Raw genomic sequence first — 26142 nt, 5'->3', positions numbered from 1 at the left:
TTATGGATAAAAAGCGTGTAGTAGTCACAGGATTGGGTGTAGTTTCTTGCTTGGGCAATGAAGTGGATGCTTTTTATGACAATTTGTTGGCCGGCACAAGTGGCGTGCGTACAATTACATCATTTCCTTGTGAGGATTATGCTACGCGGTTTGCTGGTTGGATTCCTGAATTTAATCCAGAGCCCTATTTAGACAAGAAACAGGCACGTCGAGTAGATCCTTTCATTACATATGCTATGGTCGCAGCTAAAAAAGCTATTGCTATGTCTCGGTGGGATAAAGATAATTTGCCTGCTGATCCTCATCGCTGTGGGGTGGTTATCGGGTCCGGTATGGGAGGCTTGCAAACTTTAGATGAGGGCATGGAGAAGTTAGTTTGCGGAAATAAAAAGTTGTCCCCGTTCTTTATTCCTTACATTATAACTAATATGGCGCCAGCACTGGTTGCTATGGATTTTGGTTTAATGGGTCCTAATTATTCTATATCAACAGCATGCGCAACGTCAAATTATTGTATTGATGCTGCCTATCAGCATCTTGTTTCTGGTCGTGCGGATATGATTGTGTGTGGTGGCACTGAAGCAGCTGTCAATCGTGTAGGATTATCAGGATTTATCGCTAATCGGGCACTGTCGGAAAGAAATGATGCGCCCGAGCAAGCGTCTAGACCTTGGGATCGTGATCGCGATGGCTTCGTAATAGGAGAGGGGGCTGGTGTACTGGTATTGGAAACATTAGAGAACGCCCAAAAAAGAGGAGCACCGATTTTTGCTGAAATTTTGGGGGGATACACTACTTGTGATGCCTTTCATATCACTGCTCCAAGAGATGATGGTGAAGGAATTACTTCTTGTATTCTTGGGGCTTTGGAAAGTGCAGGTATCGAGAGGGAACGTGTCAACTATATTAATGCGCATGGCACGTCCACCCCTTTAGGAGATATATCTGAGGTGTTGGCAGTAAAAAAGGCCTTTGGTAGTCATATCAAAAATATGCGAATGAACTCTACAAAATCCCTCATAGGGCATTGTTTAGGAGCAGCAGGCGGAGTTGAAGCTATAGCTACTATCCAAGCAATACAGACAGGAAAATTACATCCCACAATTAATTTAGAGAATCCAATCATAGAAATTGAAGGTTTAGATCTGGTTGCACACAAAGCTCAAGATTGGGATATTGATGTAGCTATGTCAAACTCTTTTGGTTTTGGTGGACATAATTCAACGATATTATTCTCGAGGTACATACCCTAATTATGATAAAGACAAAGTACGAGTATTCTTTTGGTATTATTCCTGTAAAGTTTTTTGGCACTCCAGATAGAAGTACCTTAAAAGCTTGTTTTATCTGCCATACGCACGGCAAGCATTGGGGGTTCCCAAAAGGCCATGCTGAAGATAAAGAGGGACCTCAGGAGGCAGCAGAAAGAGAGTTAGTTGAAGAAACAGGCTTAAGTGTTGTTAACTTTTTCCCTAAGGTTTTAGTGGAGAGCTATTCTTTTAATGATAATGAAATATTTATTCGCAAAGAAGTGACTTACTTTTTGGCAGAAGTGAAGGGAGATGTTCACGCAGATCCTGAGGAAATCTTAGAATGGCAATGGCTAAGCTTTCAAGAGGGACTCCGCCTGCTAAGTTTTCCTGAGATACGAGAAGTTGCCTCGGAAGCAGACAAATTTGTTAATAGTTTTCTCTTTTCATAACTGTTCGTTTTGAGGAGAGTTTGCTCTCCTCAGATGGTTATTTTAGCAGAGTTTCTTATTCAGAAAAATAATTTAGATAGTCTTGATGCGCTAGATCGATTACCTTCTCTGCTTCTCTTTTGCCGTAGATCCCTACAATTTCTATTTTAGCAGGTTTCGCATTCATTAAGTGTTCAGGTGTTGCCTTATATGTTAGGAAGTAGTGTTGAATCATATCTAGTACAGTTCCTGGGCAGTCCGAAATATCTTGAATTCCTCCAAATACTAGGTCATCTTCAAGAACTGCGATAATTTTATCGTCGGCTTCTCCGGAATCAATAATACGCAAACCTCCAATAGGACGTGCTTGTAGTAGGATATTACCATGTGTGATGTTCTTTTCGGTTAACACGCATATATCTAATGGATCTCCGTCTCCTGAAATATTCTCCTTGCAGCTTTGCTCACCGCTATATTTTCCTGAGAGATCGCCACAATATGTTCTAGGTAGTAGCCCATACAAACAAGGGCAGAAATTTGAAAATTTTTGTGGACGATCAACCTTTAGCAACCCAGAATCTTTATCCAGCTCAAATTTGACAGAATCCTGGGGCGTAATTTCAATATAGCAGCAGAGGGACTGATAGTTGTTCTGAGTTAGTTCAGGTCCGTGCCAGGGGTGTACAAGCGCGTGAGATCGGTTTTTGGACATAGGCCTCTCTTATTTACACTAAGTTTAAATTAATCACTTTCTAGAGAGAATTAGCCTAACATGTGTAGAATTTTAAGAGAAGCTAGAGAGGTAGGTTAATTGACTTTTAATTAGACCTATACAATACTGGGTTGTTATAAATTATTTAAGAAGTTAATTCTAGCTTATGAATTATCCTTTAGTCTTCAAAGATATTGACGTGCCAAATTACGAGCGTGTCTTAGAGGTTACTTGTCCTAGTGTTCATCTACATGCAATTATTGCTATTCACCAGACTGTTATGGGACCTTCCTTGGGAGGTGTTCGTGCTTTTGCATACAATACGTTTGATGACGCTCTTACTGATGCTCTACGTTTGTCTCGAGGTATGACATATAAAGCGGCTTTAAGTGATACCGGAACAGGCGGAGGGAAAAGTGTTATCATTTTGCCTAAGGGATGTTCTCGACCAACCGAAGATATGTTGCGAGCGTTTGGGCAAGCAGTAAATACCTTGGAAGGCAGCTATATTGCTGCCGAAGATCTCGGAGTAACCGTCAGAGATATTACCATCATGCATGAGGAAACTCCTTATGTTTGCGGTATAGAGAGTGTTAGCGGAGATCCGTCTATTTATACTGCTCACGGGGTATTTCTCTGTATTCAGGAAACAGCACGTAGATTGTGGGGTACTTCTTCCCTAAAAGGTAAAAGAATTGGTATTCAGGGTGTGGGTGCTGTCGGTAGCAGATTAGCAAGAGCAGCTTTTTTTGAAGGTGCAGATGTGATTATATCGGATACCCGCCAGGCCATATTATGTGATTTGGCCAAGTTTTATGGAGCAACTGTCGTACCTAAGGATGCGTTTCCTTCTTTAGAGTGTGATATTTTCTGTCCATGTGCGTTCGGTGGTGTTGTCAATGAGGAAAGTATCAGTACACTGCGGTGTCAGGCTATTGTTGGAGCTGCAAATAACCAGTTGGAAAATCCTTCTCTAGGAGCTGAACTTCATAATAAAGGTATTCTGTATGCTCCTGATTATTTGGTAAATGCTGGGGGCTTGTTGAATGTATCTTTGGCGGTAGGTCGTCCATATGATCCAAAATATGTCTTGAGCAGAGTGCAAAAGTTGCCAGAGATATTAAAAGATCTCTATGATCAGAGCAAAGCAACTAATCAAGATATTGTCACACTGTCTGATAGGATAGTGGAAAGTAAGCTTGCTGCTCACGTGTAGGCGGAAAGTTTTTGAGTTCCTTAGTTTTTCTAGGATTAGAAACTTGTCCTGGTAACGATAGCTAGATTTTAGAATGATTTAGTTCTGCCATTTTTCGATGTTTTTTGGGAAGAGTTTCGAAATCGAGTGTGTTCAAAGAAAAGTGCTTGCGTAAAGCTTCCAGGGTAGTCTCATGAATGTGAGAGTTCCCAGATGCTAAGATGACCGGATGGTTATTTAAAATCATGTTATCTATGTCATAACTTAAGGGATTGCCCAATAAGTCAGAGACTCTACCCCCCGCTTCTTCTACTAAAAATGCTCCAGGGGCGTGATCCCAAATACGGGCATCGGAAATGATAAAAGGATAACGGATAAAAAAATCCGCAGCTCCTTCCGCAACCATAGCGTATTTGTATTGACTATCAACTCGGTGAGCTTGCGGCTGACTAGGAAGAGAAAGACTGAGTTGTCGTGTTGCGTTGTGTTGTTGATTTCTTGCAGCTAGAGAAGCCTCACAAAATTTTCCTGTAGGGGTCAATCCAGAGCGGATAGCTTTCTTTGCTCCAATTCCTGATCCGAATGCAAACAACCCAGAACCTTTGGATGCTGAATATATTTTGAATGTCTCTCTAGTATAAGGACAACCGACTACAGATAGTACTGGTTGCGCGTTATACATTAATGCAACCGCTATTGCGAAGGATCTATTCTTAATGAATCCTGATGTCCCATCAATAGGATCAACTAGCCAAAATAGTTCAGCATCACGTTCACAAGGCCTTAAGACATAAAATAGTTCAGCTTCAGTGACTTCAGGAGATAGTCTATGAATGAATTCTAAAATTCTTGGAATTTTATACTGATCTTCTTGAGGATATAAGACTTCTTCTCCAACAAAAGAAATATGAGGGAAAGAAAGTGTTAGTTTTTTTCTTAAAAAAAATTGGATAGCATAATCTGCTGGAGTGACACACGATAGATCTGGTTTATTCCAGCAGGGGACTAGAGGAAAAGTATTGCGATAAAGCATCAATTCATTCATTACCTCCTCTACTATAACTTCTACAGCTTTCTGATAATCTAGTAATCGGGAGGGCATAGAATTTCTTTCCTTCGAGTATATTTAGAATCCTTAGGAGATCACTGCGCGACCATGATCTTTCTCGCACATACAAATGGGAAAATGAAGCTAGTCTATAGAAGCCAGAAACCCACACAGTTAGGAAGGGTAGGTGACAACTAATTGGGAAAAAATTTCTAAATGAAGAAAATATAAGCTCCGAACAAATCAAAACACATGGGGTTGAGTTTTAAGGATATAAAGAAAAGAGTTCAAGTAAAAACCAAACCCGAGAGCTTCCCATTTGGCAACGCAAATCATATTATCAAAAGCAAGGATTATGTTAAACTTGAGAGAAGATCTATGGTGATATTGGTAGCATAAAGAAAGGGCTTATATGCTGATTAAGGCGTGGCGTATTGTTTATGAAACGATCTATGCGTTTTTAGTGGGATCTGCATTAAAGTTGCGGTACAACATAAAACTCGAAGGTCTAGAGTCTTTGCGTCCGAACGCAAATCTTGGATCTTTATTTTTGTCAAATCATGTCGCAGAAATTGATCCTGTCATTTTGGAATATCTTTTTTGGCCAAGATTTCGTGTGCGTCCTTTAGCCATTGATTATCTATTCCATAGTCCTTTTGTACGCTGGTTGCTGAATTCTGTTCGAGCAATCCCTGTCCCTAGAGTTACTCCTGGGAAAGAATGTAAAAGCATAATTGCTCAAATGGAACATTTCTATACACAAGCTACTGATGCTTTGAATGCCGGAGAAAGTTTACTCCTATATCCCTCTGGCAGATTGTCAAGGAATGGTAAAGAAGAAATAGTTAATCAGTATTCTGCGTATGTGTTATTGCACAGAGCTAAGGAGTGCAATGTATTTTTGGTGAGAATTTCCGGACTTTGGGGAAGTTCTTTTTCACGTTATAAAACTGGAACTACTCCAAAATTAGGATCGGTATTTAAAGAAAGTTTAAAAGCTTTGCTTTGTCGCGGATTATTTTTCATGCCTAAGCGAAGTGTATTAATAAGAATCCAACAAATCGATAATGCTTTTTTGAAGAAATTTTCTAAAAAACAAGACCTAAACGCATTTCTTACTTCTTGGTTTAATCAATGCGATGAAAACTTACCTGTAGAAGTCCCTTATGCATAGCTTAGGAAGGATAACATGCATCAGTTTTGGAATACTTCTGAACATCGAAAAATACGATTACGTGTGTCAAACACAATATTAGAAAGTTTTTTTATTCTATGTTCCGAAATGGGTGTAGAATCTGCTTGTTATGACGAACAGGTGGGTAAATTTTCCTATGCTCAAGTGAAAAAAGCTGTCATTGCTTTATCATTGAAGATTGCTACATATCCTGACCAACACATTGGCATTATGATGCCTTCTTCAATCGGAGCATATATAGCTTATTTTGCGGTGCTACTGGCAAATAAGATCCCAGTGATGATCAATTGGAGCCAAGGTTTGAGAGAGATCGAAGCTTCATCACAATTATCCGAAGTAAATCATGTACTAACGTCCAGGAAATTAGTGCAGCATCTTCATCAGGTACACGGCGAAGACGCTATCTATCCCTTTGAATTTATTTATATGGAAGATGTCCGCAATCAGATGTCTTTGTGGGATAAGTTGAGGACAGCTTGTTTCTTTTCTTTGCCTCATCGATGGTTATTAAAGTTATTCAAGGTATCAGGAAAATCTCCGGATGATATTGCTGTGATTTTATTTACTTCGGGTACTGAAAAATTGCCTAAGGGAGTTCCTTTAACTAATGCCAATTTAATTGCTAACCAAAAAGCATGTTTAAAGTTTTTTGATCCAACATCTACTGATGTTATGATGTCTTTTTTACCACCATTTCATGCTTATGGATTCAATTGTTGTGCCCTTTTCCCTCTACTAACCGGATTACCCGTTGTTTTTGCTTATAATCCTTTATATCCTAAAAAGATAGTCGAATTGATGGAAGAGACCCAAGTTACCTTTTTGGGAAGTACTCCAGTATTTTTTGACTACATTTTAAAAACAGCAAAAAAGTTAGAAGCGAAATTACAGTCTTTACGTTTTGTTGTGATTGGGGGAGACGTATTCAAGGAATCTTTGCATAAGGAAGCTTTATCAATGCTTCCTCATACTTTATTGTATCAGGGATACGGGACAACAGAGTGTTCACCGGTAATTTCGGTGACTACTCCAGATAGTACAAATAGTGAAGCGTGTGTCGGCATTCCCATAGAGGGAATGGACGTATTGATTATTTCAGAGGAAACAAATGTTCCTGTATCTTCTGGAGAAGTAGGATTAGTCGTAGTTCGTGGTACATCGCTGTTTCATGGTTATTTAGGCGACACTCAGCATCGTGGTTTTATTAATTTAGGAGGAGATCTCTGGTATGTTACAGGAGACTTAGGCTACCTTAATCACAAGGGTGAATTATTCCTAAAAGGCAGATTGAGTAGATTTGTTAAAATAGGCGGAGAAATGGTTAGTCTAGAGGCTTTAGAGAGTATTTTAATAAATGGCTTTTCTAAATTGTATCCTGATGATCATCCAAATCTCATAGTTTCCCCTATTTCTGGAGATAAAGTTAGGTTATGCCTATTTACTACGTTTGCAACAAACATTTCTGAAGCTAATGATATTCTTAAAGAGTCAAAAACAAGTAGCATAATGAAAATATCCTATCAATACCAGTTAGAGTCTATCCCTATGTTAGGAACTGGTAAGCCGGATTATGGTAAGTTAAATGTCCTAGCCCTTTCTCTATTTGGTGGAAAAGATTAAACTCCCTATAAGTATTTGAATCTACTTTGTTTGATATCTCGGGGGATTTTTTGGCTAATCCGAATCCAATAGATTTTATTACTAATGATTTTTTAGGTTTTTGTCGTTCTGACGCTCTCTCAAATGTAGTTGTGAACAATTATCTTGCTTATTGTCAGAAAGCTCCACATACCCAATCAGGATTTGGAGGCTCTAGATCAGTACTAGGTTCATCCGAACTTCTAGAGTCTCTAGAGAATAAGATAGCTCGTTATCACGGGTGTCCTTCAGCTTTCCTAGCTCACAACGGTTATATGGCAAATCTAGGATTTTGTTATCATATTTCTCGAGAAACTGATGTGTTGCTGTGGGACGAGTCTGTTCATATATCTTTGGTAAAGGGATTGCCGGTAATATCTGGCAGGCACCAGTCATTCCGTCATAATGATGTTAATCATTTGGAATCTCTTTTATCTCATTACCGCTCTATATCTTCGGGGCGTATTTTTATTTTTGTCTGCTCTATTTATTCTTTTTTAGGAACGCAAGCTCCTATTGCTGAGCTATTGATATTAGCAAAAAAATATCATGCACATTTAATTGTTGATGAAGCCCATGCTATGGGGATTTTTGGTGATCAGGGAAAAGGAATATGTTCTGAATTTGGATATGACAATTTCTATGCGGTTCTTGTAACATACAGCAAAGCAATGGGTTCCATTGGTGCTGCAATTTTATCGTCAGATACAGTGAGAAAAGAATTATTAAGTACCTCTCCTCCATTGCGATATTCTACAGCCCTACCTCCTTATATCTTGTTAACAATAGATGCTGCCTACAATCTTTTACCTAAAGAAGGCGAGCAGGCTCGTTATCGGTTGAGTGTTTTGCAAAGACATTTTTCTAATCGTTATCCTTCAGCATCTTTAGGATGCGTACAACCCATAACAGTTAAGGGTGATATACAATACATAGCTGAGACATTACGTCAGTCTCAAATTTATGTAGGACAAATTAATTTTATAAGTTCGCCTCTTTTACGTGTCAATTTGCATGCTTATAATACAATACGAGAAATTGATATTCTCATGGATATTTTAGAAAAATGTAGTGACAGGATCGACATCAATCACAAACTTTACTTTTGATGAAAGTTTTATAGAAAGTAGTGCTTCGTGAAGTGCACGGTTTACGGAGAGGATGTGTTTGCTTTTAATAAGAAACTGATAGCGAAAAGTGTCCTTTACTTTGAAATGACCACAAGGAGAAACAGGGAGCAATTTTCCTTGTTCACGAAGAGTGTTTTTTAAAGTTTCGTGTATACGTTGAGTTTCTTTTAGGGTTAGTTTTGCGCATCTCCCGATGAAAATACAGCGTACTAGTCGTACGAATGGTGGGTAACAGCATACTTTGCGCCCGGGTATCTCTTGCTCATAAAATTTGGAATAGTTTTGTTCTAGAGCACAGGTGATAGTTTTATTAGAAGGGAGAAAAGATTGAATGAAAATTTCCCCTGGAAGATAGCTTCTTCCAGAGCGACCCATAACTTGGGTAATAAGTTGAAATACATGTTCTGAGGCTCGAAAATCAGGAATATATAGTCCAGAATCACTATTCAGGATAATTGCTAAGGTGACATTAGGGAAATGCATCCCCTTAGCAATCATTTGTGTGCCAATTAGAACATCGGCTTTGCCTGTTGCAAATTGTTTTAGTAGGACCTCATGACTACCACGAGATTTTGTAGTATCCGAATCTATGCGTATTGTACGAATCTTAGGCAAAATAGTTTGTAAACATTTCTCAATTTTTTCAGTGCCCGTGCCTCGATATTGCAGTGTGAGGTTCCCACGACATTCAGGGCATGTAGTTTGTATATCTTTGTAGGAGAAATTACATAAATGGCAGAGTAGGATGTTATCATCCTTGTGGTATGTCAATACTATGTCGCATCGTGAACATTTCAATGTGTGGTGGCAAGACAGACAGGTAATATTAGTATGATACCCACGACGATTAAAAAAAATTAAAGTTTGTTCTCCTCGTTCTACTCGTTCTACGATACCTTTAAGAACTTGCTGAGAAAATAGAGTTTTGGTTTTTGTTTTTTCTCTCTCTACATTCATATCTATCAATGTTACTTGAGGAGGACAGGTAGCAACGGCTTTTTTAGGCAGCTCTAACAGGTTATATTTCTTAGATAATGCGTTTGTATAGCTTTCTATACTAGGAGTAGCACTACCTAAAATTACAGTTGCATTAGCTAATTTCCCTCTCATAACTGCGACATCGCGTGCGTGGTAGCAAGGATTAAGATCACTTTGTTTATAGGCAGTATCGTGTTCTTCATCCACTATGATTAACCCAAGGTTTTTCAGTGGACAGAATAGGGCAGATCGTGGGCCTATAATAATGTGAAGGCGACCACTAGATGCGTCTCTCCACGTTTGATTCCTAGTACTTTCATTAAGCTTGTGGTGAAGAATTCCAACTTCTTTCCCAAAATGCGCTTGGAATAGAGTAATAGTTTGTATCGTGAGAGCAATCTCTGGGACAAGGAAGATTACGCTTTTACCTAATTCTCTGGCCTTACGAATAGCTTGAAAGTAGACTTCTGTTTTCCCGCTTCCTGTTACCCCGAAAAGTAGATGTGTTTGAAATTTACCAGAAGACAAGGAAAAGCAAATTTTATTTATGGCTAGTTCTTGATAAGAGGTTAGTTCATATGAATCTGGACGGAAAAAATCTAAACATTCTTCTTGAGTTTCTAAATTAGAAGAATTTACAAGTTCTAGAATCCCAAGTTTTTGTAGTGAATATATTGGAGATTGAGATACCTTCACTTGTTCAAGCAAAGTGGTCGTTGTAGGTGGACTCTCCCGTGACAATAAGAACTCTAATACTTTAGCTTGGGCGGGGTTGCGTTTCTCTAAATCATTTATTAGCTTACGTGTTTTTGTTTTGTTTAACTTCAATACTACTTTTTGTATTTGTCTAGGTTGGATAATCCCGGAGGAAATACTTGGAAGGACAAGGCGTAATGTTTTCCCCAAAGGGCAAAAATAATACTGGCTCATCCATAGAACAAGATTTAATAGCTCTTTTGGTATAACAATTCCTGAATCAATAACACTTAAAATCGGCAAAACCTGTGTACAAGAAGAGGAATTTTTAATTTGCTTAACTATACCATATTTTTGAGCTCCCCGTAAGGGAACACGTACCCCGGTTCCTTGAGTGATATATTCGAGTTCTTCCGGTACTCCGTAGTCTAACGTTTTGCTAATATTAGAGCTGACAATTACTTCTGCGTATAGGCGAAAGGTTGGTTGCTCAGAATGGCCCATAAATCTCGTTTTAATTGTATATCATTCTCGTAGTATGCACAAGAGTACATTGGAAGCCAAATTTTCCCATGTTCAATAAAAGTATTGTGGTATTGCGCATTAACAAATTTGTAATTTGCTGCTATTATAGGAATTAAAAATAAAGAAGAATCATTTATATTTTTAAATACACTCTCAGGTTTAGAAAACAAAGACAGTCGTGTTGGGAAAAGCTGTCGTGTTAGAACTTTTGCTAAACGATTACAGAACAGGATTTCTTCTTCTTCATCTTCTTGAGCAAAAATTCGACAAGGGACATTCACTTTGTCTGGTATAACGTATTGCTTCAAACAGGTGTAATGTATTTTAAGAATTTCTTGAAGCGATTCATCGGGATGCATGGGCACAAGATCCCAAGAAGATTTTTTTCTTTGAGGGGGGGGGGAGTCTATCTGGGGCAAAGTAGTTGTCGGGTGGAGAGACGTAGGGCTAAAAAATAAGGGAGTATTCTCAGATGGTTTGGACGTTTCGTTTGTGCATGTTTGGGGCACATTTTTTTTAACATCGACATTCTGCTGCTTTAAAAAGTGTATAGAAGTAAGTTGAGCTAAATTCGGATAGTACTGGTTACTATATCGACTAATAATCTCTAGGCAAAGATCAGCTAGCTGTGAATCTATTTCCTTCATTGTAGTATATACATTTGTGACAGATATACCTAAGCACCCACTATAGTAGGTGCCTGTAATTTATTCATCTATCTTCTTATTCATAAAGATTATCTTTGCGTTTTATAAAAAATAAGATAATACACGTTTGTAATTGGAAAAATTTTATCTAGTGTTTTTTGAGGTTCAGCATGACACGTTGGTTACAGGGAAGTATATTAACCTTATGTTTATTGTGTACTTTACCTTGCTGTGCAGCAAAAAAGCGTATGCATCGAAGCGAAGTAGCACCGCAGGTTATCAGCAGCGCACAGGCATTATCAATAAATTGGGAATCCTACACAGCTGCTGTGAATAAGGCAAAGGATGATGGTAAACCCATTGGTTTATTCTTTACAGGATCTAATTGGTGCATATGGTGTATGAAAATGCACGAGCAGATCCTATCAGATCCTACTTTCGTAAAGTTTGCCAATGCAAATTTACACTTAGTAGACATAGATTTCCCACAGCCAAATAATCTACCTCAGGAGATTAAAGAGCAAAATCAAAGGTTGAAATCAAAATATGGTGTGAGTGGTTTCCCAACTTTGGTATTTATCAATAGTTCAGGGAAAGAATTGGCTAGGATGGGATTTGAGTACGGCGGTGGCATCAATTATGTTGAAAAAGTAAAGACTTCACTTAATATGAAGGATTAGTAGAGTTCTTCTAGACCTTGTAAAAGCATATTTTTTCCTGAAAGATCTAGGCCTAGGCAAGAAATCATTTCTCTTTTTTGTAGTTTTTGAGAAAATCTCATCTCGCATTAGCGATGGATAATGTCAGTACTTGTGTTATCTATCGCTTCTCTTATAATTGTAAACCATTAGTTATGTATTGAGGGGATGATGTCAGGGGATGCCGAATATTTACAGAATGAGGATTTTCTTCAAAGAAGTTGTAAACTTAAAGAAATCTCTGATCTTAATGTCCCTCCCTATCCCTACGAATTCCCGGGTGTCACCAGTATAGCAGATGTCAAGAGCTCTTATCTTTCTCAGCCTTTGGGTAATAGTGAAGATGCTACTCAACGTAAAACACCTAAAGTGAAAATAGCAGGTAGATTGTTGCTGTTCCGCTCGATGGGGAAAAACGCCTTCGGACAAATTCTTGATAATGACCAGAAAATCCAAGTGATGTTCAATCGTGATTTTTCTTCCGTATCGGGTCTATCTAAGGATGCTGATATCACGCCTATCAAGTTTATTGAGAAAAAATTAGATTTGGGAGACATCCTTGGAATAGAGGGATATTTGTTTTTTACACATTCTGGTGAGCTGACGGTTCTGGTAGAAGTCGTGACTCTTTTGTGTAAATCGTTACTTTCTTTACCTGATAAACACTCTGGATTAAGCGACAAGGAAATACGCTATCGTAAGCGTTGGTTAGACTTGATTTCCTCGCATGATGTCCGAAAGACCTTTTTACAGAGAAGTCGTATCCTTAAGTTGATTCGTCAGTACATGGATAATCAAGGTTTCTTGGAAGTTGAGACTCCTATACTACAGACGATTTATGGAGGGGCTGAAGCAACTCCATTTACCACTACATTAAATGCTTTACATGCTGATATGTTCTTAAGGATTTCTTTAGAAATTTCTTTGAAAAAAATTCTTGTTGGAGGGACTCCACGTATTTATGAAATCGGTAAGGTATTCAGGAATGAAGGTATTGATAGGACGCACAATCCTGAGTTTACGATGCTAGAAGCTTATGCAGCTTATATAGATTATCATAGTGTAATGACTTTTGTAGAGAATTTGATCGAATATTTAGTTATGTCTGTGAACAACGGCAGTACGGTACTCACCTATTCTCATTTAAAGCAGGGTCCTCAAACTGTAGATTTTAAGGCTCCTTGGATTCGTATGACCATGAAAGATAGCATTAAAGTATATGGTCAGGTAGACATAGATCTTCATAGTGATCATGAACTTAGAAATATTCTTAGAGATAAAACTTCTTTACCTCCAGAATCTTTCACGACAGCTACAAGAGGATCTTTGATAGCTTTGTTATTTGATGAGTTAGTTTGTGATAAATTAATAGCCCCCCATCATATTACTGACCATCCTTTAGAAACTACACCACTATGCAAAACTCTTCGTTCTGGAGACGTAGCATTTGTTGAACGCTTTGAAACCTTTTGTTTAGGAAAGGAACTCTGTAATGCTTATTCTGAGTTAAATGATCCAATTAAACAAAGAGAATTATTAGAAGAACAGATGCACAAGAAAGCTTTAAATCCGGATAGCGAGTATCATCCAATTGATGAAGAGTTCTTGGAGGCATTGTGTCAGGGTATGCCGCCAGCAGGAGGATTTGGTATCGGTATTGATCGTCTGGTAATGATCCTTACTGATGCGGCTTCCATCCGCGACGTTCTTTATTTCCCAGTTATGAAAAAGATTGAAGCAAGAACAGCTAGTGAGACCTAATCTTAGGACCAGACTTCGTATCTTCAATGGTGAAACCTAATGCTGCAACTTTGTCCCTGAGAGCGTCTGCTTGTTTCCAGTCTCTGTTTGTACGGGCCTTTTCTCTTTCGTGTACCAGTATCTGGATTTCTTCAGGAATAATTGTTTCTCGAGACAATGGAAGTACGCCAAGTACTTGGTTCACGGTATTTAGCTTGCTAAGCACTTGATCTGCATCATTTTGTGAGAAGTTTCCTAGATCAATGAAAGTATTTATGTGGTGCATAAAATCGAAAAGATGTGACAACGCGGACGCGACGTTTAAGTCATTTGCTAAAGACCTACGGAAAGAGTGCATAAATTGAGAGATACAAACAGAAGTTTTTGACGATATACTAGATTCAATAGGATAAGGGTCATTTAGACGAGAAATAAAATCACCCAGTCGTTTTAATGCTTGACGGCAGGCTAACAAGCCCTCTTCAGTAAAGTTTAATTGTGTGCGATAGTGGCTTTGTAAGAGCATATACCGTACTTCTGCTCCGTTGAATCCTTGGTTTAATAAGTCTCTTAGTGTAAAAAAGTTGCCCAAGCTTTTAGACATCTTCTTACCATCAACTAGTAGGTGTTCGGAGTGTAGCCAGTAGCGAACAAAAGGTTGTTTTGATAAGGACTCTGACTGTGCAATTTCATTCTCATGATGTGGGAAAATGTTATCTACTCCGCCAGCATGGATGTCAATAGAGTCACCTAATAGTTGCATAGACATGATAGAACACTCAAGATGCCATCCAGGGCGACCTTTACCAAAGGGACTATCCCAATAAATCGTACCATCTCGATTCGCATCGTATTTTTTCCAAAGAACAAAATCGCACAAGTTATCCTTATCATATTCGTCACAAGATACTCGAGAGCCACATTTGAGATCCCGGATATTTAAATGCGATAACTTTCCATAAGTGGGAAACTTTTCTATAGAGAAATAAACGGAGCGATCTTGACCAATGTAAGCAATACCTTGTGAAAGGAGATCCTGAATGGCTTCGATCATCTGAGGGATATAGTGAGTCGCATAGGGATAATGATCGGCTTTTAAGATATTCAGCGTAGATAAATCTTCGAAAAATGCTTGTATATAGGGAGCTGTATATTCGTTAAGGGAGACTTTATGTTTCGTTGCTCCCGAGATGGTTTTATCATCCACATCAGTAATATTCATGACATGTTTAACTGAGTATCCCAAAAATAATAGCGTACGTTTCAGTAGATCTTCAAAAATATAGGTACGAAAATTACCCACGTGCGCATAGTGATACACTGTTGGACCACATGTATACAGTCTCACGGGATCATGTGCTGGGGAGAAAATTTCTTTTTTTCTTGAAGCTGTATTATAAAGATATAGAGTTTCGCGTGGTTGTATCATGTAATAATTCTCAGTTTAAAATTATGACCAATTCTCCGGTCTGTTCGAGAAAGAAACAAAAGCAGAAATCTACGTATATTTTGATAACTTAAGAATTTTTCTAAGGTTATATATGAGCACGTTTCTCGTTGTCTTTGATTTAGGAGATTTCTGCGCGAAATTCTACTAAAAATCTACTGTTAATGGAATAACTTTGTCCCTAAGATAGAGTCCACAAACAATTCTTTGAGAATTTACTATTTGATTTGTCTTATTTATACACTAAAAGTTTTTAGTATTTTCTAGATTATCCCTCTACAAAAAGTCAGTAAAATACAACAATATAAAGATTTTTATAGATCCTCCAGCCCTAGTCTACAGATGGGATCTGTGTTTTTTATTTCGTTTTAATAAAAAAAAGATTATACCACAAGAGTGGCCGGAAGCATGTCCTAGACCTGCTGGAGAGGCCTAAATAGAACCAGTTGCGTCCTATGATTAGGGAAAAGGAGGGGAAAGCCATGATCCTGTTGCAGAGTCTGAAGAGATGTTCTTTTAAGCAACTGAAACTGCTATCCTCATTATTTTTCGTAACTAGTTCGCTTTGTGCTCATGGTAGGAGCGTAGAAAATACATCCCGTATTGTTTGGCATGTTGATTATCAAGAGGCTGTCGAAAAGAGTAGGGCTAGCAATCTTCCTATGCTATTATTCTTTTGCGGATCTGACTGGAACGGCTCTTGTATGAAAATTAGAAATGAAGTTTTATCTTCGATAGAGTTTTCCGAAAAGGTAGCTGATAAGTTTGTCTGTGTAGAGGTCGATTTTCCGAAATATCGTCAACAAGTCGATGCTTTACGTGAGCAGAATGCTAAATTGAAATCCCAATTTAGGATAGATGAATTTCCTTGTTTACTTTTGTTGTCTTCCCAAGGGAAAGAAATTTATAAACTTGGTTCTTTTGGAAATGAAACAGGGGGTAAGTTAGGCGATATTCTTTCTCATGTGGTAGAGGTAGATAATTCTTTGAACAAGGCATTACCGGTGATTTCTAGCCTATCAATGCAAGAATTACAGAGGTACTATCGTTTATCCGAGGAAATTTCTAGAAAAGATTTTATGGCAAATGCTTTGGAAATAGGCGTTCGAGAGGATGATTATTTCTTCTTATCGGAGAAGTTCCGTCTTCTTGTGGAATCTGGGAAAATGGATTCAGAGGAATGTCAGAAAGTGAAAAAGCGTTTGTTAAATAAAGATATCAAAAACGAGAAACATACATATTTCACTGTTGCTTTGATTGAATTTCAAGAGTTAGCAAAAAGGTCACAAGAGGGAGTACGTCAGGATATAAGTGAAGTTATAGCTCCCCTAGAAGCATATCTGACTCAGTTTGGTCAAGAAGACAAGGAGAATGTATGGAGAATCGAGATGATGATAGCACAATTTTATCTGGAATCTGATCAATGGCAAAATGCCCTAGAACATGCTGAAGTAGCCTTTGAAAAGGCCCCTAAGGAAGTGCGTTCACACATTTCGCATTCTTTAGATTATATCCGCCACCAGTCATAGATTTATGGCGAGACATTTTCACAACTATTTCGGGAATGTGTTGAGAGAAATCTATCAATAAGGTCTTAAATTCAGGCAAACGTTTATCCCTTTTAGGCATAACCACTATTTGACAGGCAGGTAAGGCATGACGTGTCTGTCGGAAAGCTTCTCGAACGAGTCGTTTAAAGTAGTTCCTTTTATGTGCTTTACCGAACTTTTTAGATACAGTTATTCCTAACTTACAGGAGGTATGGTGACGCAAGGGAGCGACATAAAAAACGACCTGACTACCTTGGGAAGAAAAACCAGAACGCGTGATATGAACAAACTGCTTCCTTTTTAATACGCGAGCACATTTTGGTAGAGTCAAGCGTTGCACGGGATCATTTTTTTTTACAGATCAATTAAATTATGTCTACCATGTCGACGACGACGGTTGAGAACATTTCTCCCGTTCTTAGTTGCCATACGAGCACGGAACCCGACAGAATTTCTGCGTTTTCTTTTGCTGGGTTGGTAAGTTCGTTTCATAGTACCCTCTTATGGTTCTTACAGTCTCCTAGTTAGCCTAAAATTAAGCCAGAGAGAACTCCCCGAGAGTTTATAAGATAGTGACAATAAAGATCAAGAGAACAAGAAAATTCTTATTTCTATCTTAAAAAGCTACTTATTTCCCCTCAGTCTCCTATTGTCAAAAAGTACAAAAGCGATTAAATTGGTTCCTTTTAGCGATATCCTGTGGTTTAGAGTGCTTCCTTGCTCATAAGCAGGGTTTATCAAGGTATAGTTATCATGAAAGTAAGTTCATCAATTAAAGCAGACCCTTCTAAGGGGGATAAACTCGTCCGTCGTAAGGGGCGTCTTTATGTCATCAACAAGAAGGATCCCAATCGTAAGCAACGCCAAGCAGGGCCTGCGCGTAAAAAGTAATATTTAAAAGTTTAGGTAAGAACGCATGGCGAAGAAATCAGCAGTAGCTAGAGAAGTTAAACGTCGACAATTGGTAGAAAAAAATTTTAAGAAGAGAGAGGAGCTTCGTAAGATCGCTAAGAGTCTAACTGCGAGTGAAGAAGAGAAGGAAGCTGCTCGTTTGGCCCTTAATAAAATGAGAAGAGATACCTCGCCAGCCCGTCTACATAATAGATGCTTGTTGACAGGACGTCCTCGTGGGTACTTAAGAAAATTTGCTATTTCTAGAATTTGTTTCCGTCAAATGGCTTCTATGGGAGAGATCCCCGGAGTTGTTAAGGCGAGCTGGTAGTGATCCAGATTTTTTATGCCTTCAAGACGATCAGGACATCCTTGTATCTAAAATTTTCATAGTTTCGGGTGTCCTGTCTTTCTTCTATTTAAGTATTTTGAGAGCCTCGCGCAGTTCAGATACGTCTTTGACTTTCTTCCATTCCGACATTCCCTTCCTCCAAACCCAAATGTCTCCTGGTCCATTGTTTGCCTGGTTATGCGTATTTTCCTCTTGAAGGAATGCTAATAGGCGCTCAGTTGTTAATGGCCCGACATTTCGTCTTTCAGAATCCAAGTAAAACCATCGTTCTGTAGAAATATTTAAAAGATTTGTTGAAGACGAGCTGGAATTTTCTAGAATTTCCTGGAAAGTATTATCCATAGGTTCCCCATCATCCGTGGATAAAGAGGAATTATTAGGATTGTCTTTAGAATTGATCGAAGGAAGCATACAAAGGATCAAGATAGCGAAAATACCAAACAATGCTCCCCCTATGAACCATCCTATAGGGTTTCTATTCTTTTTGATTGCTATGTAAGAAGTAGCAATACCTAGGAGAATATAGAATAGGAAAAAAGAAATAGGAAGTATTGAGGGTAGCATATTAACCGCTTCGCTATTAGACTAGTCACTAGCGCCTATTATTTCTATGGTGAGTATTTCTCGCTAGCTAAATAGGCAGATAGGAGGAATATGGACAAGCAAAATTTAAAACTAGATGTAAAAGAGATTGAATTTCCTGAAACTGTATTCAGCCGTGATATAGAAACTCGAGTTATTCAAGTAATTATTTTGCATTGTTTAGCTAAAATTAATGGGGTTTCCTTATTAGGGGGAAATTTAATAGATACTCTATTCGGTAGAGACATCGAGAGAATGAAAGGGATCTATGTAGAACAAGATACTAAGAATCATCTAGTCAAAGTCCGTGTGGAGGTAAATGTTGATTACGGTGTTTCCATCCCTGAGAAAACTGAAGAAATTCAAGGATGTATTGTTTCGGAAATATCAGAATATACAGGGTTACATGTCGCCGCAGTACATGTGATTATCAAAGGTTTAACTCAACCAAAGGATCCTGTTGAAAGTGAAGAAGAAGTCGAGGAATTAAGCGTGGCCGATCTACCTTCTGCTGAAGATTTTTTAGAAGAGACAAAGGAAATTGAAGGATAAGTCAAAAGTTGTCACTAGAAAAATGTCCCCTATCCAGCTAACGGATCAGGGGACGGTGTTATTTTTCTCGCGGAAAATTTAGTCGTTTTTCTATAGCCCTCTTGTACTCGTATATTGCCTTAACGTCTTTCTGTGTAATACCTTGAATGGAAGAAAGTTCCTCAGCTGAGGCTTCCATCACGCGTTTCCAACTCTTACATCTCTGTAACAATCTCATCCTTTTTATTTTTCCAATTCCTGGAATTTTATGTTCAGGACACAAAGTAGCTTTGGCATGTTTTTTGCGATATCTACTAATTGCAAATCTGTGAGCCTCGTCTCGCAAATATTGGAAAAATTGTAATAGTTTCGACTTGGGTGACAAGTTAATGCCTTTAGGAAATTCGTCGCAAAATAACCGTTCCTTTGTTAGAGAACCGCTGTGGTTGCTTGCTTCTTTGGCTAAGGATACGATTTCTATACCTGTCAAATTTAATTCTCTTAATATTTTTTTTGCTTGGGTATATTGAGAGTATCCTCCATCAATTACGATCATGTCGGGTAGATTAGATGTTAGGTTTGTAAATCTATGGAGGAGAACTTCTTTTAAGCTGGCAATATCATTATTGCTCGAAGAAAGGGAAAAAGTTCGGTAATCTTTATATATCCAAGTATTGTTTTCGAAAACAACATATACGCCTACACCGTGGATACCTTGAAAATGAGCGTTGTCATAACACTCGATCCTGGAAGGATATCTAGAAATCTTAAGAATTTCTTTCATTTCCTCGTAAGGAATACGTTGATCAGTAGATGTTTCGGCATGTGCCTTAGAGTTATTATATGCTAGACGTAAGAGCGTTTTTCCATAGCCCTTTTTGGGAAAGAGTAGGCGGGGAGGTTTCGCTTTATTGAGTAGTTGTGGGAGTTCGGGATTGTCTAGGGGAGTAGGCAGGAGAATCTCTTGAGGAACTTGTGGGTTGTTGCTGTAATATTGTAATAAAAAGGAACTTAGTAAGTCTACGTCTTCTTGTGCATTCTCGGTGAAACCAAAATGCCGCGCTCCTAGAAGTTTTCCCGATCGCACTGTTAGTACTGTGATTGTTGCTCCATGCGTTTTCCGATATAATCCTATGGCATCAATGTCATGGAAATGTAGTTTCTCAACACACTGCTTCTCCATCGCCTGACGAATTAGTTTAAGTGTGCGATAATATATTTCGGCTTGTTCGAACAATTGTTTCTTAGCAGCTTCCTGTATGGAGATTTCTAAACTTTCGACGACTTCGTTGATTTCGCCTTTTAAAAACAAGATGGCTTTTTCTAAAGTTTCAGAATACTCTTCGTGTGAACAGAGGTTTACACAAGGACCCAAACATCGTTTCATTTCATAAAGGATACATGGGCGTTTTCTTATGGAGAACTCTCTATCAGAACAGGTCCTCAGAGGGAACCATTGGTTGATTATTTCTAAAAGAGTGCGACAGGCATCGGAACTAACGTATGGTCCAAAAATAATTCGATTTTTAGTAGAAGAGATAGATTTGGTTCTAACAGCTTCTATTCTAGGCCAAGTATGTTTCAGAGATATAGATAAACAAAAGAATGTCTTATCATCTTTTAACAGTACATTATATTTTGGGCGGTATTTCTTGATTAAATTGTTTTCAAGTAGGAGAGCCTCAGTTTCATTAGAGACCAAGATTGTATCGACTTCTTCGGTCTTTTGCATGACCAAGAGGATGCGTTCATTAAGCATGGCCTCTTTTTGGAAATAAGAACTTAGGCGATTACGCAAATTTTTTGCTTTGCCTACGTAAAGAACTTCTCCATTACTATCCTTCATAAGATAAACACCTGCAGAAGTGGGTATTAGTTTAGGAGAAAAATCCTTAACATGCATAAAATCTTAAAATAGCGTAAGCTGCTGAGCTCTTTCTGGTTGTGGACGAGAGGATTCAGGGCCCTCTAATTGTCGCAAGATACTTTGAGCTCTGGATACCACACAGAGGGGAAATCCCGCCAGTTTTGCGACATGTATGCCAAAACTTTTTTGAGAGTGCCCTTTTAAAATTTCATATAGGAAAATGGGTTGGCTACCATTTTCTTTTACTCCTGCGTGGAAATTTTCAACATGAGGACAATGGGCTTCTAGGTTGGTAAGTTCTTTATAGTGAGTGGCAAATAGTGTTTTAGCTTTTTTCTCTTCTGTAAAGAGCAAGTATTCGACTACTGCTTGGGCAATTGCTAAACCGTCGTATGTACTTGTACCCCTACCTACTTCATCAAGAATTACCAAGGAACGGTTTGTTGAGTTGTGGAGAATATTGGCAGTTTCTGCCATTTCCACCATGAAGGTAGACATGCCTTTAGACAAGTTGTCGCCCGCTCCTATGCGCGTAAAAATTTTATCTATAACACCAATATGTGCAGATTTAGCAGGGATAAAAGAACCCATCTGTGCCATGATCACAAGTAGAGCTACTTGGCGTATATAAGTAGATTTTCCTGCCATATTGGGACCAGTGAGCAGGATCATACGAGTTCGTGAACTATGCATTTTAGTGTCGTTAGGGATAAACGTTCCCTTGTCTAATAGGGTTTGTGCGACAGGATGTACTCCTTTTACAATGTGCAAATAGTCACTTTCATCTACGAGTGGGCGGCAATAATCATATTCCGCTGCTAAGTCAGCAAGGCTAGCAATATAATCAAGATCTGCAATGGATTTTGATAATGCTAAAATACTATTCCTATGCTCAAGGATTAGAGAGCAAAGGTGCTTGAATAATTGTGTTTCCAACGTCTGAAGCTTTTCAGAGACGTTGGACATATCGTCTTGGAACTTTTGAAGTTCTTCGGTAGTAAAGCGTTCAGCGTGTAAGCGAGATTGCCTACGAATGAATTCTTTGGGAAGAAGGGGTGCAAATTCACTATGTACTTCTATATAATAGCCCAGAGCTTGTGCGTAACACACTTTTAGTTTTTTTACGCCAGTAGTGATGCGAATCTTCTCTTGGTATTCCCACAACCATTCTTTCGAATGTTGTTGGGTATAGCGAAGATGCTTGATATCTGTATGATAGTCATCTTTAAAGATATTCCCATCAGAAAGTCTTAAGGGAAGTTCATCAAGTAAGGCACGTGACAGTAGATTGACTAGGGAAGTAATTTCAGTAGTCAGAGAGAACTTATCTTGTAAAAACTCGGGTAAGGGAATTCCGGAGAGTAGATCACATATATGTACGCAAGAATTCAAGGAATCCCGTAAAGCACCGATATCTTTAGGGCCAGCAATTGACGTCGTTATTTTGGTAGATAATCTTTCAATATCACGAATGTGTGACAGGTAGTCCCGTAATTTTTTTCTAAGTTCAGAACGATTTAAAAGAAATTCTACACCGTCTTGACGTGGAATAATCTCATTAATGTCATAGAAAGGATTAATTAAGGTAGATCGTAGTAATCTACCTCCCATAGGGGTAAGCGTTCTTTCCATGACATGGAGAAGAGAACTTTTACCTTGAGGGTCGTGAATAGGAGAAAGAAGCTCTAAATTTATTTGAGATGCAGTATCAATAAGAAGCCGTTGTCTCTCTCCATAAAGTTTAGGGATCATGATGTGGTTAGTTGGCAAAAGAAGTTTATCTTGGATATATGACAACAAAGCTCCGGCAGCATTAATCGCAGGAACTAGGCCCTTAAGTCCAAAGCCATCTAAAGAACATACTTTAAAATGGGAAGATAGTTTTTGTGTTGCAAATTGATGTTCAAATGCCCAATCAGCATAGGAAGATAAGGTCACTTTTAAATGCTGTTGAATTTGAGTAATAATTTCTATGTGTTTTTTGTAAAATTTCTCACAGCTTAAGATTTCCGTAGGGGCTAGACGACAAATTTCATCGACAAGTTCCTTGGGGTGGTCGTACTCTCGTAAGAGAAAAGTCCCGGTAGAAAAATCAAGACAAGAAAAACCAAATAATGCTCCAACTCGGTTAACGGATACGATATAATTGTTTGCCTTCTCTGGTAGTAAGGTGGATGATAATAAAGTGCCCGGAGTAACGAATCGCTGTAAGTCTCTGGCTAATGGACCAGGCTTGTCTTTCGTCACTTTGACATTATCGAATTGCTCTGCTACTGCAACCTTAAAGCCTTTGGCTATAAGTCGGTCAATATATCCGTCCACGCTGGCTGCAGGTACCCCGCTCATAGGAATACCCTGTCTCTGAGTGAGAGTTAGATCTAGGTGTTTGGATAAAGCAACTGCGTCATCATAAAAAGCCTCATAGAAGTCCCCCATGCGAAAGAGAAGAAGAGACTCCCCAGCTTGCTCTTTGCATTGATGCCATTGCTCCATCATGGGCGTAGTTTTTTTCACAGTCATATTTCTCTACACTGGGACAGCTATATTTAAAACGGTTTTCTCATGCTTCTAGATGAAAAATACCAAGAATGTACCGACTTTTTAAGATCGCGGTAGTGAAAAGTAAACCACCGATTCTAGATTCAAAGATTACAATATTTGTTCTTCAGGATCAAGATAGGACTGATTTAGATTTTATTGTTTATACATTCTCTAAGATCCGAAGGAGGTAGTATATGAGTATTTCATTGTTGTTATTTATTTTTCACAAGATTGATAATAAAAGTTTCTAAAACAATAATTTTCATAGAGGTTTTCTCTATTAAAATCATATTCTATAGCCTGTATTCTTTTTGTAAATTTGCTAATAGTATAGAACGAGGCACTTCGTGTATACTGAGGAAAGTTTAGATCTTCTAAGACATAGTATCGATATTGTAGATGTTCTTTCTGAACACCTACATCTGAAGAGAGGTGGTGCAACATACAAGGCGTGTTGTCCATTTCACATGGAAAAAACTCCATCATTTATTGTGAACCCGACAGGTGGATATTATCATTGTTTTGGTTGCGGAGCTCATGGAGATGCAATTAGTTTTCTAATGCATCACTTAGGATTCTCGTTTATTGAAGCTGTATTATCCTTGTCTAAAAGATTTCATGTTAATCTTGTCCTCCAAGAAGTCGACAAACGTTCTTCTTCTTCGTCAGATATCAAAAGAGATCTCAGGAACATAAATGCAGAGGCAGAGAATTTTTTTCGTTACTGTTTGTATCATCTGCATGCAGGAAGGGAAGCTTTGTACTACCTTTATCGTCGAGGGTTTTCTCCTGACACGATTGACAGGTTTCATCTTGGATATGCTCCCGAGCACTCTTTATTTGTCCAAGCAATGCAAGAGAAAGGTTTTTCGGAAGAAAATTTAAGGCGCGCAGGATTTTTTGGTAATCGATGGTTCCTATTTGCTAAGCGTATTACTTTTCCTATTCATGATGGCTTAGGTCATACGATCGGATTTTCTTCCAGAAAATTTTTACCCACCGCACATGGTAGTAAGTATGTTAATACTCCTGAAACTCCTTTATTTAAAAAATCTAGAGTTTTGTTTGGGCTAAATTTTTCTCGTAGGAGAATTACAAAAGAAAAAAGAGCAATCCTTGTAGAAGGTCAGGCGGATTGCTTGCAAATGATTGATTATGGTTTTAACTGTACGGTTTCTGCTCAAGGGACAGCATTTACCGAAGAGCATGTTCGTGAATTGACAAGGTTGGGAGTTTCAAAAATTTACCTGCTGTTTGATAGTGATGAAGCGGGAACTAAAGCAGCTTTAAAAGTAGGAGATATGTGTCAATCAGACGGTATTGCTGTTATGGTTTGTCGATTGCCCAAAGGTCATGATCCAGATTCTTTTCTTATTGCTAATGGGAGTATTGCTCTCAGTGATCTTTTGGATCAAAGTGATACCTATCTCTCCTTCTTAGTTGCTGAGGAAGTTCGTAGATATCCCAATCTGACACCTGTAGAAAAAGCTCTAATAGTTAAGAGAATAGTAGGAAGAGTTGACAAATGGAAAAACCCTATTGTTGTGTATGAACACTTAAAACAATTGGCATCTTTGATGATGATACCAGAAAACATGGTGTTTGCTTTAGTAGATTCTCAACGCAACATTAACACTTCTGACGCTAGAATCGCTAAATCTAAAGAAGTTACCTATGCGGCAGATCCAGATTTAGTGATAGAGACAGATGTTCTACGTTGTATGCTTTTTTCTAAGGTTATTGGAGAAAGTATACTTTTTACAGCTAGGGAGTATTTTACTGACAAAGATTTCAAATATGCCGAGTGTAAAGAATTATTTATCCAAATGATAAAGTATCATAAAGAGAAAGGTGTGCTGATACCTTTTGACACAGCTCTAGCTCATATCAGAGACTCAGTAATTATTTCCCTGCTTACTGATAGGCGTATTAATACAGAGAAACTGGACTCCATCTTTCTACAGGCAGCACAAAAGTTAGTAGATCGCAGATGGAGAGAAGAGTGTCATTCAATTATACACCGGTCACATGGAGCAGATCAATTAGCGGTTTTGGAAGCCTATGCGCGTCACTATAAAGAAAAAATAACAGTTTCTTTAATCTCTTTTGACTCGAAATCTTAGTATTAAGATATTTTAATCTTTTAAAAACTTCCGTATTAACTTACGTTGATATATAATGTGAGAGAATAATTTTTAATTTCTTTATTATTATGAAGTCTTTTAAATTTCTTCTTCCAATCCTAGCATGGTTATTGTGTTCTGGAAGTGCGTTATCTTCCTCCACTAACCGTATGCATGCAATCTTTATTTCTGATAAATTAGGGTTGGCCGCTATTTCCTCAGTAGCGTTAACTCCCAAGGCTACAGATTTTGCTCAAGTCATGGGGTTGAGTTATGGGACATCTGTACTCGTGCACGATTGGAACAATCAACAGGCATTGGAAATTGAATCTTTAATAGCAGGAAACAGAATCATTTAATTTGGAATTCATTTGT

Annotated in this window: 24 protein-coding genes; 14 read left to right on the top strand and 10 right to left on the bottom strand. The window is 38.3% G+C overall.

Translation table 11 applies throughout. The features are described 5' to 3' along the window. Window positions 1-2 precede the first annotated feature (2 nt). Both fabF and H359_RS04385 read left to right on the top strand, forming a co-directional pair. Window positions 3-1253 (top strand): beta-ketoacyl-ACP synthase II, encoded by a 1251-nt coding sequence (gene fabF / locus H359_RS04390; RefSeq protein WP_020370551.1) that lies wholly within the window; start codon window positions 3-5, stop codon window positions 1251-1253. 2 nt (window positions 1254-1255) lie between these two features. Continuing rightward, window positions 1256-1702 carry a bis(5'-nucleosyl)-tetraphosphatase gene (locus H359_RS04385; RefSeq protein WP_020370550.1) on the top strand — a complete coding sequence of 149 codons (447 nt, stop codon included), beginning with the start codon at window positions 1256-1258 and terminating at the stop codon, window positions 1700-1702. Window positions 1703-1757: 55 nt separating this feature from the next. Here H359_RS04385 and H359_RS04380 read toward each other — a convergent pair whose 3' ends face one another. Continuing rightward, a complete protein-coding gene (locus H359_RS04380; protein WP_020370549.1) occupies window positions 1758-2393 on the bottom strand; it encodes an inorganic pyrophosphatase in 636 nt (211 codons plus the stop codon). 166 nt (window positions 2394-2559) lie between these two features. Between H359_RS04380 and H359_RS04375 the strand changes: the two genes are divergently transcribed. Continuing rightward, window positions 2560-3609: a Leu/Phe/Val dehydrogenase gene (locus H359_RS04375; protein WP_020370548.1), complete on the top strand. Its 1050-nt coding sequence runs from the start codon at window positions 2560-2562 to the stop codon at window positions 3607-3609. Window positions 3610-3670: 61 nt separating this feature from the next. On the opposite strand, the gene H359_RS04370 is transcribed toward H359_RS04375, so the two are convergent. After that, window positions 3671-4690 carry an inositol monophosphatase family protein gene (locus H359_RS04370; RefSeq protein WP_020370547.1) on the bottom strand — a complete coding sequence of 340 codons (1020 nt, stop codon included), beginning with the start codon at window positions 4688-4690 and terminating at the stop codon, window positions 3671-3673. Between the two features lie 358 nt (window positions 4691-5048). Here H359_RS04370 and H359_RS04365 point away from each other — a divergent pair, with 358 nt between their 5' ends. Genes H359_RS04365 through H359_RS04355 form a run of 3 tightly spaced genes read left to right on the top strand, consistent with a single transcriptional unit; the run spans window position 5049 to window position 8578 of the window. Further along, complete coding sequence (locus tag H359_RS04365; protein ID WP_020370546.1) at window positions 5049-5810, top strand: lysophospholipid acyltransferase family protein; 762 nt, start codon at window positions 5049-5051, stop codon at window positions 5808-5810. 15 nt (window positions 5811-5825) lie between these two features. Further along, a complete protein-coding gene (locus tag H359_RS04360) occupies window positions 5826-7451 on the top strand; it encodes an AMP-binding protein (RefSeq protein ID WP_020370545.1) in 1626 nt (541 codons plus the stop codon). Window positions 7452-7501: 50 nt separating this feature from the next. Next, window positions 7502-8578 (top strand): aminotransferase class I/II-fold pyridoxal phosphate-dependent enzyme, encoded by a 1077-nt coding sequence (locus tag H359_RS04355; protein ID WP_035392393.1) that lies wholly within the window; start codon window positions 7502-7504, stop codon window positions 8576-8578. Here the strand turns inward: H359_RS04355 and priA are convergent. Further along, a complete protein-coding gene (gene priA / locus H359_RS04350) occupies window positions 8528-10777 on the bottom strand; it encodes a replication restart helicase PriA (protein WP_020370544.1) in 2250 nt (749 codons plus the stop codon). The two genes, H359_RS04355 and priA, sit on opposite strands and share 51 nt — an antisense overlap. Next, window positions 10732-11445, bottom strand: coding sequence for a hypothetical protein (locus tag H359_RS04345; RefSeq protein ID WP_020370543.1), 714 nt, complete (start codon window positions 11443-11445; stop codon window positions 10732-10734). Before H359_RS04345 ends, priA begins: the two co-directional genes overlap by 46 nt. 170 nt (window positions 11446-11615) lie before the next feature. Between H359_RS04345 and dsbH the strand changes: the two genes are divergently transcribed. Further along, complete coding sequence (dsbH, locus tag H359_RS04340; protein ID WP_020370542.1) at window positions 11616-12125, top strand: disulfide reductase DsbH; 510 nt, start codon at window positions 11616-11618, stop codon at window positions 12123-12125. A gap of 189 nt (window positions 12126-12314) precedes the next feature. After that, the gene (lysS, locus tag H359_RS04335) at window positions 12315-13904 is read left to right on the top strand and encodes a lysine--tRNA ligase (protein WP_020370540.1); all 1590 of its coding nucleotides are present in this window, start codon (window positions 12315-12317) and stop codon (window positions 13902-13904) included. On the opposite strand, the gene cysS is transcribed toward lysS, so the two are convergent. Then, complete coding sequence (gene cysS / locus H359_RS04330) at window positions 13891-15312, bottom strand: cysteine--tRNA ligase (RefSeq protein WP_020370539.1); 1422 nt, start codon at window positions 15310-15312, stop codon at window positions 13891-13893. The two genes, lysS and cysS, sit on opposite strands and share 14 nt — an antisense overlap. Before the next feature lie 500 nt (window positions 15313-15812). Between cysS and H359_RS04325 the strand changes: the two genes are divergently transcribed. Beyond that, complete coding sequence (locus tag H359_RS04325; protein ID WP_020370538.1) at window positions 15813-16859, top strand: thioredoxin family protein; 1047 nt, start codon at window positions 15813-15815, stop codon at window positions 16857-16859. On the opposite strand, the gene rnpA is transcribed toward H359_RS04325, so the two are convergent. Continuing rightward, window positions 16801-17220, bottom strand: a complete 420-nt coding sequence (gene rnpA / locus H359_RS05115) for a ribonuclease P protein component (RefSeq protein WP_081031112.1) — start codon at window positions 17218-17220, stop codon at window positions 16801-16803. The genes H359_RS04325 and rnpA overlap by 59 nt on opposite strands. Window positions 17221-17234: 14 nt before the next feature. Next, the gene (gene rpmH / locus H359_RS05110; RefSeq protein WP_081031111.1) at window positions 17235-17372 is read right to left on the bottom strand and encodes a 50S ribosomal protein L34; all 138 of its coding nucleotides are present in this window, start codon (window positions 17370-17372) and stop codon (window positions 17235-17237) included. Window positions 17373-17633: 261 nt separating this feature from the next. On the opposite strand from rpmH, the gene rpmJ reads away from it, so the two are divergent. Together rpmJ and rpsN are read left to right on the top strand one after the other, a co-directional pair. Continuing rightward, on the top strand, window positions 17634-17771 hold the full coding sequence (gene rpmJ / locus H359_RS04320; RefSeq protein ID WP_011006789.1) for a 50S ribosomal protein L36: 138 nt from the start codon (window positions 17634-17636) through the stop codon (window positions 17769-17771). Between the two features lie 25 nt (window positions 17772-17796). Beyond that, window positions 17797-18102: a 30S ribosomal protein S14 gene (rpsN, locus tag H359_RS04315; RefSeq protein WP_020370537.1), complete on the top strand. Its 306-nt coding sequence runs from the start codon at window positions 17797-17799 to the stop codon at window positions 18100-18102. 84 nt (window positions 18103-18186) lie between these two features. Here the strand turns inward: rpsN and H359_RS04310 are convergent, their stop codons facing one another. Next, a complete protein-coding gene (locus tag H359_RS04310; protein ID WP_020370536.1) occupies window positions 18187-18687 on the bottom strand; it encodes a DUF4339 domain-containing protein in 501 nt (166 codons plus the stop codon). 90 nt (window positions 18688-18777) lie between these two features. Here H359_RS04310 and H359_RS04305 point away from each other — a divergent pair, with 90 nt between their 5' ends. Continuing rightward, on the top strand, window positions 18778-19257 hold the full coding sequence (locus H359_RS04305; protein ID WP_020370535.1) for an Asp23/Gls24 family envelope stress response protein: 480 nt from the start codon (window positions 18778-18780) through the stop codon (window positions 19255-19257). Between the two features lie 58 nt (window positions 19258-19315). Here H359_RS04305 and uvrC read toward each other — a convergent pair whose 3' ends face one another. Next, on the bottom strand, window positions 19316-21139 hold the full coding sequence (gene uvrC / locus H359_RS04300) for an excinuclease ABC subunit UvrC (RefSeq protein ID WP_020370534.1): 1824 nt from the start codon (window positions 21137-21139) through the stop codon (window positions 19316-19318). Window positions 21140-21145: 6 nt separating this feature from the next. Beyond that, window positions 21146-23623: a DNA mismatch repair protein MutS gene (gene mutS, locus H359_RS04295; protein ID WP_021119612.1), complete on the bottom strand. Its 2478-nt coding sequence runs from the start codon at window positions 23621-23623 to the stop codon at window positions 21146-21148. Between the two features lie 368 nt (window positions 23624-23991). Between mutS and dnaG the strand changes: the two genes are divergently transcribed. Both dnaG and H359_RS04285 read left to right on the top strand, forming a co-directional pair. Beyond that, complete coding sequence (gene dnaG, locus H359_RS04290; RefSeq protein WP_020370532.1) at window positions 23992-25767, top strand: DNA primase; 1776 nt, start codon at window positions 23992-23994, stop codon at window positions 25765-25767. A gap of 89 nt (window positions 25768-25856) precedes the next feature. Next, a complete protein-coding gene (locus H359_RS04285; protein ID WP_020370531.1) occupies window positions 25857-26126 on the top strand; it encodes a hypothetical protein in 270 nt (89 codons plus the stop codon). Window positions 26127-26142 lie beyond the last annotated feature (16 nt).

It is taken from the genome of Chlamydia ibidis 10-1398/6, assembly GCF_000454725.1.
GTDB classification, from domain to species: domain Bacteria; phylum Chlamydiota; class Chlamydiia; order Chlamydiales; family Chlamydiaceae; genus Chlamydia; species Chlamydia ibidis.
This window is presented reverse-complemented; position numbering and strand designations above follow the sequence as displayed.

What these genes read in the sequence shown, in the direction of transcription:
- fabF (WP_020370551.1), top strand. Translation starts at nt 3, where the DNA reads ATGGATAAAAAGCGTGTAGTAGTCACAGGATTGGGTGTAGTTTCTTGC.
- H359_RS04385 (WP_020370550.1), top strand. Translation starts at nt 1,256, where the DNA reads ATGATAAAGACAAAGTACGAGTATTCTTTTGGTATTATTCCTGTAAAG.
- H359_RS04380 (WP_020370549.1), bottom strand. Translation starts at nt 2,393, where the DNA reads ATGTCCAAAAACCGATCTCACGCGCTTGTACACCCCTGGCACGGACCT.
- H359_RS04375 (WP_020370548.1), top strand. Translation starts at nt 2,560, where the DNA reads ATGAATTATCCTTTAGTCTTCAAAGATATTGACGTGCCAAATTACGAG.
- H359_RS04370 (WP_020370547.1), bottom strand. Translation starts at nt 4,690, where the DNA reads ATGCCCTCCCGATTACTAGATTATCAGAAAGCTGTAGAAGTTATAGTA.
- H359_RS04365 (WP_020370546.1), top strand. Translation starts at nt 5,049, where the DNA reads ATGCTGATTAAGGCGTGGCGTATTGTTTATGAAACGATCTATGCGTTT.
- H359_RS04360 (WP_020370545.1), top strand. Translation starts at nt 5,826, where the DNA reads ATGCATCAGTTTTGGAATACTTCTGAACATCGAAAAATACGATTACGT.
- priA (WP_020370544.1), bottom strand. Translation starts at nt 10,777, where the DNA reads ATGGGCCATTCTGAGCAACCAACCTTTCGCCTATACGCAGAAGTAATT.
- H359_RS04345 (WP_020370543.1), bottom strand. Translation starts at nt 11,445, where the DNA reads ATGAAGGAAATAGATTCACAGCTAGCTGATCTTTGCCTAGAGATTATT.
- dsbH (WP_020370542.1), top strand. Translation starts at nt 11,616, where the DNA reads ATGACACGTTGGTTACAGGGAAGTATATTAACCTTATGTTTATTGTGT.
- lysS (WP_020370540.1), top strand. Translation starts at nt 12,315, where the DNA reads ATGTCAGGGGATGCCGAATATTTACAGAATGAGGATTTTCTTCAAAGA.
- cysS (WP_020370539.1), bottom strand. Translation starts at nt 15,312, where the DNA reads ATGATACAACCACGCGAAACTCTATATCTTTATAATACAGCTTCAAGA.
- H359_RS04325 (WP_020370538.1), top strand. Translation starts at nt 15,813, where the DNA reads ATGATCCTGTTGCAGAGTCTGAAGAGATGTTCTTTTAAGCAACTGAAA.
- rpmH (WP_081031111.1), bottom strand. Translation starts at nt 17,372, where the DNA reads ATGAAACGAACTTACCAACCCAGCAAAAGAAAACGCAGAAATTCTGTC.
- rpmJ (WP_011006789.1), top strand. Translation starts at nt 17,634, where the DNA reads ATGAAAGTAAGTTCATCAATTAAAGCAGACCCTTCTAAGGGGGATAAA.
- rpsN (WP_020370537.1), top strand. Translation starts at nt 17,797, where the DNA reads ATGGCGAAGAAATCAGCAGTAGCTAGAGAAGTTAAACGTCGACAATTG.
- H359_RS04310 (WP_020370536.1), bottom strand. Translation starts at nt 18,687, where the DNA reads ATGCTACCCTCAATACTTCCTATTTCTTTTTTCCTATTCTATATTCTC.
- H359_RS04305 (WP_020370535.1), top strand. Translation starts at nt 18,778, where the DNA reads ATGGACAAGCAAAATTTAAAACTAGATGTAAAAGAGATTGAATTTCCT.
- uvrC (WP_020370534.1), bottom strand. Translation starts at nt 21,139, where the DNA reads ATGCATGTTAAGGATTTTTCTCCTAAACTAATACCCACTTCTGCAGGT.
- mutS (WP_021119612.1), bottom strand. Translation starts at nt 23,623, where the DNA reads ATGACTGTGAAAAAAACTACGCCCATGATGGAGCAATGGCATCAATGC.
- H359_RS04285 (WP_020370531.1), top strand. Translation starts at nt 25,857, where the DNA reads ATGAAGTCTTTTAAATTTCTTCTTCCAATCCTAGCATGGTTATTGTGT.